12 protein-coding genes are annotated in these 12,848 nt (G+C 71.3%); 3 read left to right on the top strand and 9 right to left on the bottom strand.

Going from position 1 to position 12,848, the window contains the following annotated elements:
* The first annotated feature begins 11 nt into the window (after positions 1-11).
* From xylB to AB0C02_RS17450, 3 genes are read left to right on the top strand one after another with little or no spacing between them, the layout of a single operon-like run.
* Complete coding sequence (xylB, locus tag AB0C02_RS17460) at positions 12-1,502, top strand: xylulokinase (protein ID WP_357549168.1); 1,491 nt, start codon at positions 12-14, stop codon at positions 1,500-1,502.
* 41 nt (positions 1,503-1,543) lie between these two features.
* Positions 1,544-2,635 (top strand): DUF5925 domain-containing protein, encoded by a 1,092-nt coding sequence (locus tag AB0C02_RS17455; RefSeq protein ID WP_357549167.1) that lies wholly within the window; start codon positions 1,544-1,546, stop codon positions 2,633-2,635.
* Between the two features lie 52 nt (positions 2,636-2,687).
* Complete coding sequence (locus AB0C02_RS17450) at positions 2,688-4,100, top strand: MFS transporter (RefSeq protein ID WP_357549166.1); 1,413 nt, start codon at positions 2,688-2,690, stop codon at positions 4,098-4,100.
* A gap of 349 nt (positions 4,101-4,449) precedes the next feature.
* Here AB0C02_RS17450 and AB0C02_RS17445 read toward each other — a convergent pair whose 3' ends face one another.
* The 9 genes from AB0C02_RS17445 to AB0C02_RS17405 all read right to left on the bottom strand — a co-directional run bounded on the left by AB0C02_RS17445 (position 4,450) and on the right by AB0C02_RS17405 (position 12,800).
* Positions 4,450-6,090: a glycoside hydrolase family 13 protein gene (locus tag AB0C02_RS17445; RefSeq protein WP_357549211.1), complete on the bottom strand. Its 1,641-nt coding sequence runs from the start codon at positions 6,088-6,090 to the stop codon at positions 4,450-4,452.
* A gap of 36 nt (positions 6,091-6,126) precedes the next feature.
* Positions 6,127-7,197, bottom strand: coding sequence for a LacI family DNA-binding transcriptional regulator (locus AB0C02_RS17440; RefSeq protein ID WP_357549165.1), 1,071 nt, complete (start codon positions 7,195-7,197; stop codon positions 6,127-6,129).
* A 64-nt stretch (positions 7,198-7,261) separates the two neighbouring features.
* Positions 7,262-8,221, bottom strand: a complete 960-nt coding sequence (locus AB0C02_RS17435; RefSeq protein ID WP_357549164.1) for a carbohydrate ABC transporter permease — start codon at positions 8,219-8,221, stop codon at positions 7,262-7,264.
* A gap of 1 nt (position 8,222) precedes the next feature.
* Entirely contained in the window at positions 8,223-9,272 is a 1,050-nt protein-coding gene (locus AB0C02_RS17430) for a sugar ABC transporter permease (RefSeq protein WP_357549163.1), read from the bottom strand.
* A gap of 70 nt (positions 9,273-9,342) precedes the next feature.
* The gene (locus tag AB0C02_RS17425; RefSeq protein WP_357549162.1) at positions 9,343-10,692 is read right to left on the bottom strand and encodes an ABC transporter substrate-binding protein; all 1,350 of its coding nucleotides are present in this window, start codon (positions 10,690-10,692) and stop codon (positions 9,343-9,345) included.
* Positions 10,693-10,965: 273 nt separating this feature from the next.
* Entirely contained in the window at positions 10,966-11,109 is a 144-nt protein-coding gene (locus tag AB0C02_RS17420; protein WP_357549161.1) for a GPGG-motif small membrane protein, read from the bottom strand.
* Positions 11,100-11,876, bottom strand: coding sequence for a metallophosphoesterase (locus AB0C02_RS17415; protein WP_357549160.1), 777 nt, complete (start codon positions 11,874-11,876; stop codon positions 11,100-11,102). The genes AB0C02_RS17420 and AB0C02_RS17415 overlap by 10 nt, the downstream gene beginning before the upstream one ends.
* A gap of 10 nt (positions 11,877-11,886) precedes the next feature.
* Positions 11,887-12,156 carry a BON domain-containing protein gene (locus tag AB0C02_RS17410; protein ID WP_357549159.1) on the bottom strand — a complete coding sequence of 90 codons (270 nt, stop codon included), beginning with the start codon at positions 12,154-12,156 and terminating at the stop codon, positions 11,887-11,889.
* Entirely contained in the window at positions 12,153-12,800 is a 648-nt protein-coding gene (locus tag AB0C02_RS17405; protein ID WP_357549158.1) for a nucleotidyltransferase, read from the bottom strand. Before AB0C02_RS17405 ends, AB0C02_RS17410 begins: the two co-directional genes overlap by 4 nt.
* Positions 12,801-12,848: the final 48 nt, after the last annotated feature.

The following is a 12,848-nucleotide window of genomic DNA, read 5'->3' as shown; positions in this document are numbered from 1 at the left end:
GGCGGGCCGCCATGCCGCTCGTCGCCGGGGTGGACTCGTCCACCCAGTCCTGCAAGGTGGTGGTCCGGGACGCGGAGACCGGCACGCTGGTCCGGCAGGGTCGCGCGCCGCATCCCGAGGGCACCGAGGTCGACCCGTACGCCTGGTGGAATGCCCTGCTGGCGGCCGTCGACGCGGCCGGCGGGCTGGCCGACGTCGCCGCCGTCACCGTGGGTGGCCAGCAGCACGGCATGGTCTGCCTGGACGAGGCGGGGCAGGTGGTTCGCCCGGCGCTGCTGTGGAACGACACCCGCTCCGCCGACGCCGCGCGGGACCTGATCGCCGAGGCGGGCGGTGGCGAGGCCGGCCGGCGCTTCTGGGCCGAGGCGACGGGCAGCGTGCCGGTGGCCAGCTTCACCGCGACCAAGCTGCGCTGGCTGGCCCGGCACGAGCCGGCGAACGCGGACCGGGTGGCGGCGGTCTGTCTGCCGCACGACTGGCTCACCTGGCGGCTGGCCGGTGCCCCCGGCCTGGACGCGCTGCGTACCGACCGGGGCGATGCCAGCGGCACCGGCTACTGGTCGCCGCGGACCGGCGAATACCGGTTCGACCTGCTGGAACGCGCCTTCGGGCGGCGGGTCCGGGTGCCCGTGGTGCTCGGCCCGGCGCAGCCGGCGGGGCTGCTGGATCCGGCGGCGCTCACCGGCGCGGCACCCGGCGCCGGGCCCGGCGCCGGGCCCGGTGCCGGGCCCGACGGCCGGGTGCTGCTCGGGCCCGGCACCGGGGACAACGCCGCCGCCGCGCTCGGGGTGGGGGCCGGTCCCGGCGACGTGGTCGTCTCGATCGGCACCTCCGGCACGGTCTTCGCGGTGGCCGACACTCCCGCCGCCGATGCCAGCGGCGCGGTGGCCGGCTTCGCGGACGCCACCGGCCGCTTCCTGCCGCTGGTCTGCACGCTCAACGCGGCCCGGGTGCTGGACGCCGCCGCAGCGCTGCTCCGGGTCGGCCTCGACGAGCTGAGCGAGCTGGCCCTGGCCGCCCCGCCCGGCGCGGACGGGCTGGTCATGGTCCCCTACCTGGAGGGGGAGCGGACCCCGGACCGGCCCACCGCCACCGGGTCGCTGCACGGCCTCACCCTGGGCAGCTCGACCCCGGCCCACCTGGCCCGAGCCGCCGTCGAGGGCATGCTCTGCGCGCTGGCCGACGGGCTCGACGCGCTGACCGCGCAGGGCGCCGCCGTACGCCGGATCATTTTGGTCGGCGGCGGCGCCCGCTCGGCGGCGGTGCGGCAGATCGCCCCGCAGGTCTTCGGCCGGCCGGTGGTCGTGCCGCCGCCCGGGGAGTACGTCGCCGACGGCGCCGCCCGCCAGGCCGCCTGGGTCGCCCTCGGTGGCGCGGCGCCACCGACATGGGCGGTCGGCGACACCGAGGAGTACGCGTCAGACGGCGTGCCGGCCATTCGGGGGCGCTATGCCCAGGCCCGGGAGCTGTTCGTCGACCGCCTCGACAAGGCCTCGGCGTAAAGGGCTGTACGGCCGGGGCGGACGCTGGCGATGATCCAGGGATGCGTACCGCCCCGGCTGACAGCCACCTGCCCTCGGTCCTCCAGTACGACGACGCCGACACCCCTTGCGACGTGGTCGACGCGCTGTCGCTGGCGGACTTCGTCACCGGTCGGCATCCCTGGGCGCGGACGGTCCGGCTGTCCCGGCTCCGCGCCGATGCCACGTTGACTCCCGCCGACGCGCGGGTCCTGCGCACCGCCGTCGAGCACCGGCGGCGGTACCGGCTGCTCGACGGCGAGGGCTGGACGGCCCGGGTGGTCACCTGGAACGGGCGGGACGCCGAGGTGACCGTGACCGCGGTGAACGACGAGGTCGGGCAGGCGGCCCTGGAGCGGATCATCGAGGGCGCCGCCGAGCCCGAGGATCCCGACACCGGACGGATCGGCTTCTGGCACCACGACCCGCGCCGGGGTGCGCGGCGGGACCTCCGGTCGATCGTCGCGCCGGAGTGGAGCGCGATCCGTCGCAACTACGCCACGGCGGCGCGTACCGCCCTGGACGCGCTGATGGCAGCCACCCCGGAGGCCGTCGCGGGGCGGCTGGTGCTGCTGCACGGCGCTCCCGGCACGGGCAAGACCACCGCGCTGCGTGCGCTGGCTCGTCAGTGGCGCGACTGGTGCCAGGTGGACGCCGTCCTCGATCCGGACGTCCTCTTCAACGACGCGGCCTATCTCTCCGACATCGCGGTGGGCGACGAGGACGACGAGGAGGGCGGTACGGGCCGCCGCTGGCGGCTGCTGATCCTGGAGGACTGCGACGAGTTGATCCGCGGCGAGGCCAAGCAGGCGGCCGGGCAGGCGCTGTCTCGGCTGCTGAACCTGACGGACGGGCTGCTCGGGCAGGGACGGGACGTGTTGGTGGCGATCACCACGAACGAGGACCTGTCCCGGCTGCATCCGGCGGTCGTCCGGCCGGGTCGCTGCCTGGCCCGGATCGAGGTCGGCCCACTGTCGTACGCGGAGGCGACCGAGTGGCTCGGTGCCTCGGCGGGTGTCCCGCCGCAGGGTGCCACGCTGGCGGAGCTGTACGCGCTGCGCGCCGGGACGGCTTCGGCCGGCGCCGTGCCGGTCGAAATCGGTGGTTACCTCTGACGATGGGGGGTTCGTCATCCGGTCGTGATCTGTGCCTGGTTGGCTGCGGGGAATGAGCGGCACGGCGATCTCCCGGCGCGGCAGCGCGGCCCACCGGTTCTACAGCGTGGTGGTGTTCGTGGTGCTCGCCTCGCTGGACAACGTGGCGATCGGGCTGGTGCCCCCGCTGTACGGGCCAATCTCCGGCGCGCTGGGCGTGCCGCAGCGCCTGCTCGGCCTGGTCACCGCGGTGAGCTTCCTGGTCAGCGCGGTCGCCGCGGTGGGCTGGGCGTACGTGGGCGACCGGACCAACCGCAAGCCGCTGCTCATGATCGGCACGCTGATCTGGGCGGCCGGTACCGGCGGCAGCGCCCTCGCCCAGCACTATTCGACGTTCCTGGTCGCCCAGCTGGTCGCCGCGATCGGGTTGGGCGCGGTCGGCTCGGTCGGCTTCTCGGTGGTCACCGACCTGATCTCGCCCCGCCGTCGGGGCCTCGTGATGAGCTTCTGGGGGCTGTCGCAGGGCGTGGGCACACTCGCCGGCACCCTCACCGGCGGCATCCTCGGCGCCACCGACTGGCGGCGGCCGTTCCTGCTGCTCACCGTGCTCGGCCTGGTCGCCACCGTGGCCTACCTGTTCACGTACGACATCCGGCGCGGGCAGAGCGAGCCGGAGCTGGCCGCAGCGTTCGACACCGGCGACGAGTACGACCACCGGATCAGTCGGGCCGACCTGCCCCGGATCCTGGCCCGACGGACCAACCGCTGGCTGATCCTGCAGGGGCTGACCGCGCAGGCGGCGTTCGGCTCGCTGGTCTGGCTGCCGGTGCTCTTCGCCCAGCGGGCCGAGGCGCAGGGCTACTCGCCGGCCACCGCCGTGGTGGTGGGCAGCGTGTTCGCCACGCTGTTCCAGCTCGGCGGGGTGTTCTCCATCTTCGGCGGGCTGGCCGGCGACGCGCTCCAGCGGCGTACGCCGAGCGGCCGGGCCCTGGTCGCGGCGGTGGGCATCCTCGCGGCCGTGCCGTTCTACCTGGTCCTGTTCCTGGTGCCGATCCGGATCGACGTGCCGGAGGGCGGCAGCTCTGGTGCGGTGATCGCCGCGGTGCTGGCCAGCGTGGTCACCGAGCCGACGGTCGGGCTGAGCCTGTTGACCGCCGTGCTGGCGCTCGCCCTCACCTCGGCCAACTCGCCGAACTGGTTCGCGCTGATCGCCGACGTCAACCCGCCCGAGCACCGGGGCACCGTCTACAGCCTTGGCAACCTGGTCAACGGGGTCGGCCGGGCGGCCGGCAACGGCCTGGTCGGGGTGGTCTTCCACGGGCTGCGGGCGGTCTTCCCGCCGCCGCTGAACTACGCCGTCGGGCTGGCCGTGTTCCAGCTCTTCTTCATCCCGACCGGCTTGATGTACTGGCTCGCCGCGCGTACCTCCCCTCGCGACATCGCGCAGGTCCACGACCTCCTGCACGCCCGCGCCAACCGGCTCTGACCGGCGCGGTCGCCGCCCCGGTCCACCCGGCCTTCCGCGGCGAGAACATGCTCGGCGCCGCCTTTGGAGCTGATGGCGCAGGCGATTCAAGCCCGGCAGGGCGCTCGCCCCGGTCGGGTGCGTTTCCTGCCGTTGGCGCGACCGGGAACGCACCCGGAGCAGGACGCCATCCCGCGGCTGCAGGGTGAGTCGTCTACGACGTCAGCTCCAAAGGGGCGAGAGACGACACTTGCCGGCCGGCCGGGTAGGTCGGCGTGGAACGGCGGTCCTGGCCGCGCCGGTGGACCCGGGGCCCGGCTCGATCGAGACAGGCGCGACCGGGATCCCCGGAGTATGCGGGCGTGCGAGGTCAGGCGCGGTACCAGACCGTGACGTCGGTGGGGACGGCACCGCCATCGTCGAGCGGGCCGCTGGCCACCAGCACCTCCGCGCCGGCCGGCAGGGGGACCGGGGCGGCGCCGAAGTTGGTCAGCACGGTCAGCCCGCCGTTGGTGAAGGTGAGCACCTCGTCGCCGGAGGAGAGCCAGCGCAGGCTCCCGGCGCCCAGCCCGTGCTCGCGGCGCAGCCGCAGCGCGGTCCGGTACAGCTCGTACGTCGAGCCGGGCACCCCGCGCTGCCGGTCGAGGGCGTACTCGGCCCAGATCGGGGGCTGGGGGAGCCAGCTCGCGTCGGTCGGCCCGAAGCCGTACGACGGGGTGCCGGCCTCCCACGGGATCGGCACCCGGCAGCCGTCCCGGCCCCGCTCGGTGTGCCCGCCGCGCTCCCAGGTCGGGTCCTGCCGGGCCTCGTCGGGCAGCGCGGTGTGCTCCGGCAGCCCCAGCTCCTCACCCTGGTAGAGGTAGGCGGAACCGGGCAGGGCCAGCATCAGCAGGGTGGCGGCCCGGGCTCGGCGTAGGCCGAGCGCCGCGTCGGGCTGCGGGTCGCCGATGCCGATGCCGTTGGGCCGGGGAGTGCCGACCGGAAATCCCAGCCGGGAGGCGTGTCGGACCACGTCGTGGTTGGAGAGCACCCAGGTGGTGGGGGCGCCGACCGCATCGGTGGCTTCCAGCGAGCGGGTGATCACCGCGTACTGGGCCGGGGCGGTCCACGAGGCGAGCAGGTATTCGAAGTTGAATGCCTGGTGCATCTCGTCGGGCCGGACGTAGCGGGCCAGCCGCTCGGCCGGCTCCACCCACGCCTCGGCGACCAGGATGCGCCCGCCCTGGTACGAGTCGAGCACCCGCCGCCAGTCCCGGTAGATCTCGTGCACGCCGTCCTGGTCCCACATCGGTGGGCGCGGCTTGTCGACCTCGTTGCCGGAGAGGATCTCCTGCGGCTCCTGCCAGTCGGCCAGGTCGGCCTGCTTGATCAGGCCGTGCGCCACGTCCACCCGGAAGCCGTCGACACCTCGGTCGAGCCAGAACCGGAGGATGTCCAGGAACTCGGCGCGTACCTCGGGGTTGTCCCAGTTCAGGTCTGGCTGGCCGGGGTCGAACAGGTGCAGGTACCACTGGCCGTCCGGCAGCCGGGTCCAGGCCGGGCCGCCGAAGACGCTCTGCCAGTCGTTCGGCGGCGCGGCGCCCTGCGGGCCGCGGCCGTCCCGGAAGACGTAGCGCTGCCGCTCGACGCTGCCCGGCTCGGCGGCGACGGCCGCCTGGAACCAGCGGTGCGCCGACGAGGTGTGGTTGGGCACCAGGTCGACGATCACCCGCAGCCCGCGCGCCTTCGCCTCGGCGATCATCGTGTCGGCGTCGGCGAGGGTGCCGAAGAGCGGGTCGACGCCCCGGTAGTCGGCCACGTCGTACCCGGCGTCGGCCTGCGGGGACGGGTAGAACGGCGACAGCCAGACCGCGTCGATCCCCAGCTCGGACAGGTGGTCGAGGCGGGCGGTGATGCCCGGGAGGTCGCCGATGCCGTCGCCGTTCGAGTCGGCGAACGAGCGCGGGTAGATCTGGTAGATGACGGCCTCGGTCCACCAGCCGGTGGCGGGGTGCGTCGCGTCGGTGTTCAGCGCCTTCTCCCTGTCGTGCGTACGGGACGAATTCGTTCAGTGTGCCCGCGGCGGGGCGGTCGATTCCCGTACCACCAGTCGAGTGGGCAGGATCACCGGCGTCGGCGGACCACCGCCGGTGTGGGCGCCGCCGGGCGGGGGCGCCGCGGCGGGGTACGGGTCGGCGCTGCGTACGCCGAGCGGGTCGAGCAGGATCCGGGCGGCGAGCCGCCCCTGCTCCGCCGCGGGTTGGGCGATGGTGGTCAACCCGATCACCCCGGCCAGGTCGTGGTCGTCGATGCCGATCACGCTGACGTCCTGCGGCACCCGGAGCCCGGCGTCGCGCAGCGCGGTGATCGCGCCCATCGCCATCTCGTCACAGGCGGCGAAGATTGCGGTCGGCGGCTCACCCCGGGTCAACAGTTCGACGGCGGCTTGGGTGCCGCCGTCCACGGTGAACCCGGACTCGACGTCCAGCCTCGGATCGGGGCTGATCCCGGCCGCGCGCAGCGCCTCCTGGTAGCCGCGGCGGCGGTCCAGGTGGGTGGTGAACGCCAGCTCGTCGTCCGGGTCACCGGAGATGTGCGCGATCCGGGTGTGCCCGAGGTCGAGCAGGTGCCGGGTGGCGGTCCGGGCCGCGGCCACGTCGTCGATGCGGACGCAGGGCCAGCCGGGCACCCCGGAACCGGAGCTGATGATCACACCCGGCAGCTCCAGCTTGGTCAGCGCTGTCACGTCCGGAGGGCGCAATGGGGTGGCGACCAGGATGATGGCATCCACCCGCTTGTGCAGGCTGGCGGTGCGTAACACCCGCTGCCGGGTCTGCTCCCGCCCGCCGAGGTTGTAGAGCAGCAGGTCGTAGCCGTTCTGGTGGAGGTAGTCCTCGACGGCTTCCACGACTGTGCCGAAGAACCAGCGGGTGATCCGGGGAACCACGATCGCCACCGTGCCGGTCTTGCCGCCGGCCAGCCGGGACGCGCTCGGTGAGACCGCGTACTGAAGCTGCTCGGCGGCGGCGAGGACCCGGTGGCGGGTAGCGGCCGAGACCGTGGGCAGGCCGCGCAGCGCACGGGAGACGGTGGCCGTGGAGACCCCGGCCAGGCGGGCGACATCGTCAATCTTCGTCATCGTTGTTCCCCGCTCCGGCCCGTGCCCGCCGCCGCCGACTCGGCCGACGGCGGCGGACAGCGGATCAACCCTTGACGCTACCGGCGAGCAGGCCCCGCACGAAGAAACGCTGTAGGGACAGGAACACGATCAGCGGTACGACGATCGACACGAAGGCTCCGGACGTCAGCCGCTGCCACTCGTTGCCCCGGGTGCCGGCCATCTCGGCGAGCCGAACGGTCAGCGGGGCGGTCTCGCTGCTGCCGCCCGCGAAGATCAGCGCGACCAGCAGGTCGTTCCAGACCCAGAGGAACTGGAAGATGCCGAACGCGGCCAGGGCGGGCGTGATCAGCGGCAGGACGATGGTGCGGAAGATCTTCGGGTGGGTGGCACCGTCGACCCGGGCCGCCTCCATCAGGTCTCCGGGCAGCTGCGAGATGAAGTTGTGCAGCAGGTAGACGGCGAACGGGAGCGCGAAGCAGGTGTGCGCGAACCATACCTGGGCGAACTTCTGCGCGCCGTCGAGTTCCCAGGCCGGGAGCAGCTGGATGCCGGCGACGGTGACGCCCGCGGAGAAGAACCTCAGCAGCGGCACCAGGGCCATCTGGAGCGGCACGATCTGCAACGCGAAGATCCCGATGTAGAGCCAGTCCCGGCCCTTGAAGTTGATCCAGGCCAACGCGTACGCGGCCAGCGCCGCGAACGCGATCGGGAAGAGCACCGACGGGATGGTGATCGCCAGCGAGTTGATGAAGTAGCTGGCGAGCTGGCCGGACGAGGCGGAACTGCCGAACAGCACGTCCTGGTAGTTCTTCATGGTGAACTGCGGGTCGCTGAAGAACGTCCACCAGCCGGTGGTCTTGATCTGATCCTCCGGCCGGAAGGAGGAGATGAAGAGGCCGAAGGTCGGGACCGTCCAGAGCAGTGCGATGACGATCGAGACCGTGGTGGCCCAGCGGCTGTTCAGCCGCTTGCGGACCCGGCCGGCCCGGGTGGTCGCCCCGGCCTGGGCGCCGGCTCCGACGGTGGGCGTGGCGGTGGTCATCTCAGCCCTCCCGCTGCTTGCGCAGGTTACGGATCTGGTAGATCACGATCGGGATGACCAGGATGAAGAGGAATACCGCCAGGGCGGAACCCTGCCCGTTCTGGCCGTACCGGAACGCCTGGTTGTACATCTCGTTCGCGATCACGCTGGTGTCGAAGTTGCCGTTGGTGGCGGTCCGGACGATGTCGAAGACCTTGAGCGTGGCGATGGAGAGCGTCACCACCACCACGATCAGCGCCGGCCGGATGCTCGGCATGGTGATCTGCCAGAACATCTGCCACGGGGAGACCCCGTCCAGGCGGGCCGCCTCGACGATGTCCGCCGGGATGGCCTTGATGGCGGCGGAGAGCACCACCATGGCGAAGCCGGCCTGGATCCACACCATGATCACGATGAGCAGGAAGGTGTTCAACGGTGAGTCGAGCAGCCACTGCCTCGGCTCGCCGCCAAGGCTGACCACGATCTGGTTGAGCAGGCCGATCTGGTCCTGATCCTCGCTGCGGTAGGCGTAGATGAACTTCCAGATGATGCTGGCGCCGACGAAGGAGATCGCCATCGGCAGGAAGATCAGAGACTTGGCCACCGCCTCGAACCGGGCCTTGTCCACCAGCACGGCGTAGATCAGGCCGAACGCGGTGGCGACCAGCGGCACCATGAGCACCCAGATCAGGGTGTTGATCAGCACCCGGAGGATCGAGTCCTCGGAGAACATCCAGCCGTAGTTGCTCAGCCCCACCCAGTGCTCGCTGCCGGAGTCCATGAAGGAGAGCAGCGTGGTGCGGATCGCCGGCACCACCAGTCCGACGAGCAGCAGCAGCAGCGTCGGCAGCAGGAAGAAGAACGCGAAGACCCCCTCCCGCGACTTTCGCCGCCGGGGCAGGGGAGCGCCGCCGGCTGCGGCGGCGACCAGTCGCACCTCCCGACGGCGGGCGAACCAGGCCGGCACCGCGTCGAGGAGCAGGAGCAGACCGCCCACCACCGCGACGAAGGCGATCAGCCCCCACATCAGCATGAGGAACTTGGGCTGTTCCTCCGCGAGGTCGAACCCCATCGACCCTCCCTCAGGGTTGGAGTGACCGCCGGTGGTCCGGTCCGCGCACGGACCGGACCACCGGCTCCGGTCACTTCTTCGGCCAGTTGCTCTCGATGGAGTTCACTACGGTCGCGGTGTCCTTGCCGTTGATCCAGTCGACCATGCCCCGCCAGAAGGTGCCCGCGCCGACCGCGGCCGGCATCAGGTCCGAGCCGTCGAAGCGGAAGACGGACTTGTCGTCCTGGAGGATCTGCACGGAGAGCTTGTCCACGGGGTTGGGGACGTTGTTCAGGTCGAGCTTCTTGTTCGCCGACACCCAGTCGCCGATCTTGGCGCGGCTGTTGGCGTACTCGCCGGAGGCCAGGTAGGTCTGCACCGCCTGGACCTCGGGACGGTCGGCGAAGGCCGCGACGAATTCGCCGCCACCCAGCACCGGCTTGCCCTTGTCCGGGTCGACCGCCGGGAAGTAGAACGCGAAGACGTCACCGTCCTCGGCCACCTTGGTGCCCTGCGGCCACTGGTTGGCGTAGAACGACGCCTGGCGGTGCATCGCGCACTTGCCGGCGGTGATCGGCGTGCCGGCCTCCTGGAAGGAGGTGGTGGTGATGCTCTTCACGCCGCCGAAGCCGCCGTTGACGTACTTGTCGTTCTTGAGGATGGTGCCGGCCTTGTCGAACGCCGCGGCGACCTGCGGGTCGTTGAACGGGATGCCGTGGGTCGTCCACTGGTCGTAGACCTCGGGCGTGACCGTCCGCAGCATCAGGTCCTCGATCCAGTCGGTGCCCGGCCAGCCGGTGGCGTCACCCGACTCGAAGCCGACACACCACGGCTTCATGCCGCTGGCCGCGATCGTGTCGCTCAGCTTGATCAGCTCGTCCCAGGAGGTCGGGATCGTCCAGCCCTTCTCCTGGAACATCTTCGGCGAATACCACACAAAGGACTTCACGTTGGAGCCGAGCGGGGCGCCGTAGAACTTGCCATCCACGGTGCTGTACTTCAGCCAGTCGGGGGAGTAGTTCTGCTCCGCCATGGCCTTGGTGTCGGCGCCGGCCGGCTTGAGCTTGCCCGCGTCGGCGAAGCGCTCGAGCAGACCCGGCTGCGGGATGAAGGCCAGATCGGGGGCGTTACCGCCGTCGACCCGGACGCCGAGCTGGGCCTCGAACTCGCCGGAACCCTCGTGGGCGATCGTGATGCCGGTGCAGTCCTCGAACTGCTTCCAGGACTGCGCCAGGCGGTCGGCCTCGATGTCCCGGATGGACGAATAGATCGCGACCTTCTTGCCGCTGTGGCCCTGGTACTTGTCGTATGGGGCGCACTCGGGAGAGCTCGCCTTGCTGTTGCTCTTCTTGTCGCTGCCGGTGCCGCAGGCGGTGACGCCGAACGCCAGGCCCAGAACGCCGGCGATCGCGAGAGCCTGGCGTGATCTGGCAAACGCCATGCCGATCTCCTTCCTTGCCGGCGCGTGGGGGAAGTCGATGCTGCGCCGGTCCGATGGTCGTCCACCACATGTAAGCGCTTGCATCCTGGTCGGTCCATCCCCTGCCGGACACGGCCCGGTAACAATCCGGAAACCCGGTTACCGATTGTGGACGCGCTCCCACGTTTGGGTGTCGGAGTCGATCGGCAAACCTTCTCGTCGATGTGGCCGTCCCTCATGCCGGCGGGCTGCATCGAATGTGCTCGACCTGGGCGATGGTGAGGCCGCACCGCGCTAATGGAAGACGCTGACTCCGCCCGGGCCGACCAGCAGGCCGACGATGATGAGGACGATGCCCCACAGGATCTGTCGGCGGAACAGCGCGAGGACGCCGGAAACAACCAGTACGACAGCGAGAATCCAGAGAATCAGCTCCATGGGCGCGCAGTACCCGACTGTCCGATCCGAGAAACCTGATGCTGGTCGAGGTGATCACCCAGGTGAAAGATGCTGTACGCCTGCTTGATCACCGGGTGGGCGACGTTACGGACGCGTACCCCGCCGGGCGTGGTGCCCCGCTCGGTGCCGTGGTGCGCGTGCCCGTGCAGCGCCAACGCGGTGGGCGCCGAGTCGATCGCCTGGCCGAGCTGGTAGCAGCCGAGGAACGGGTAGATCTCCAGCGGCTCGCCCGCGAGCGTGTCCGGCACCGGAGAGTAGTGGGTGAGCGCGACCAGCAGGTCGCAGTCCAGCCCGCGTAGGGCTCGGCCGAGCGCGTCGGCGCTGTCAGTGGTGGTCTTGACGAAGGACTTCATCTCCGGCTCGCCGAAGTCGGTGGCGCACCGGCCGGCGAACCCGCCGCCGAAGCCCTTCACCCCGGCCACCCCGAGCCGTCCGCCGGCACACCCCAGCACGATCCCGGCCCCCTCCAGCACGGTGATGCCGACGCTCTCCAGCACCTGCACCACCTGCGGCACCTGGTCGCACTGGTGCTCGTGGTTGCCGAGCACGGTGATCACCGGCACGCCGAGGTTTCCGAACTCCCGCGCGACGCACCGCGCCTCGGCCTCGGTCCCGTGCCGGGTCAGGTCACCGGCGAGCAGCAGCACGTCCGCGCAGTCGGGCAGCTCCTCCAACGCCGGCCGGAAGCGGCCGACCACGTCCTCGTCCATGTGCACGTCGCCCACGGCGGCGACCCGGATCACCATCGTGCCTCCCTCACGGCAGCTCCTCGACCTGGCTGGGCGCCTGCGTACGGATCACCCCGATGTCGCTGGTGATCGGCACGCCCGGGAAGCGTTCGGCGACCCGACGCAGGATCTCCTCGCGCCGGTGTGGGCTCTCCACCTCGCCGGAGAGCACCAGGCCCCGCTCGCGGTGGACCGCGGTGATGCCCTGTTCGGCGACGGAGGGGTCCTCGGCCAACAGGCGGTGGATCTCCGCCTCGAGGTACGCGTCCGGCGGCGCACCGCCCTGCTGCTCGGTCACGGTGTCTCCCTTCCTCCGGACGGGCCGCCGGGCAGCACGTCCAGCCGGTCGAGCAGCACCAGGAAGGCCTCGGCGTACGGCGAGTGCTGCGTCTCCTTCCGTACCCGTTCCCAGTCGATCTGTTCCCGCAGCGAGCGGGCGAGCGGCAGGGCACGGGCGAAGTCGCAGTAGTGCTGGGAGAAGCTGAGCAGCTTGTGCACCATCAGCTGGCTGGCCGAGAGCACCGGCATGTGGATCGCGTCGACCGGGCGCACGATGGTGTCGGCGAAGGTCTCCTCGGTCACCGGGGTCTCGATCGGCCGGTGGATCAGGTCCACCATCCGCCCCTCGTCGTAGACCTTGACCAGCCAGTCCTCGGGCGGGCGCTCGGCGGTGAAGCCGGCCTCGACCAGGGCCTCCAGGGCCCGATCGACGTCCTGCCCTCGGATCAGGAAGTCCACGTCGTGGTCGCTGGAGTGACCGCCGTGGGCGTACACGGCAAAGCTCCCACCGAGCGCGAAAGGAACCTCGGCCTGCTTGAGCACGGCGGCGACCCTCTTGAGCGTGTGCAGCAGGTCGTCCCCGCGCTCGGCCATCTGGTTCTCCCGTCGTCGTGGGTGGCGGTGGGATTGGAGTGGCGTACCCGGCGAACCGGTCGGCCACACCGTGTTGTTGACGCGCCCGGGGCGGAGACGGGATGAAACGGATGAAAG

It is taken from the genome of Micromonospora sp. NPDC048999 (assembly GCF_040649295.1).
GTDB lineage: Bacteria > Actinomycetota > Actinomycetes > Mycobacteriales > Micromonosporaceae > Micromonospora.
The sequence above is the reverse complement of the archived record's forward strand: the minus strand, read 5'-3'. Positions and strand labels throughout refer to the sequence as shown.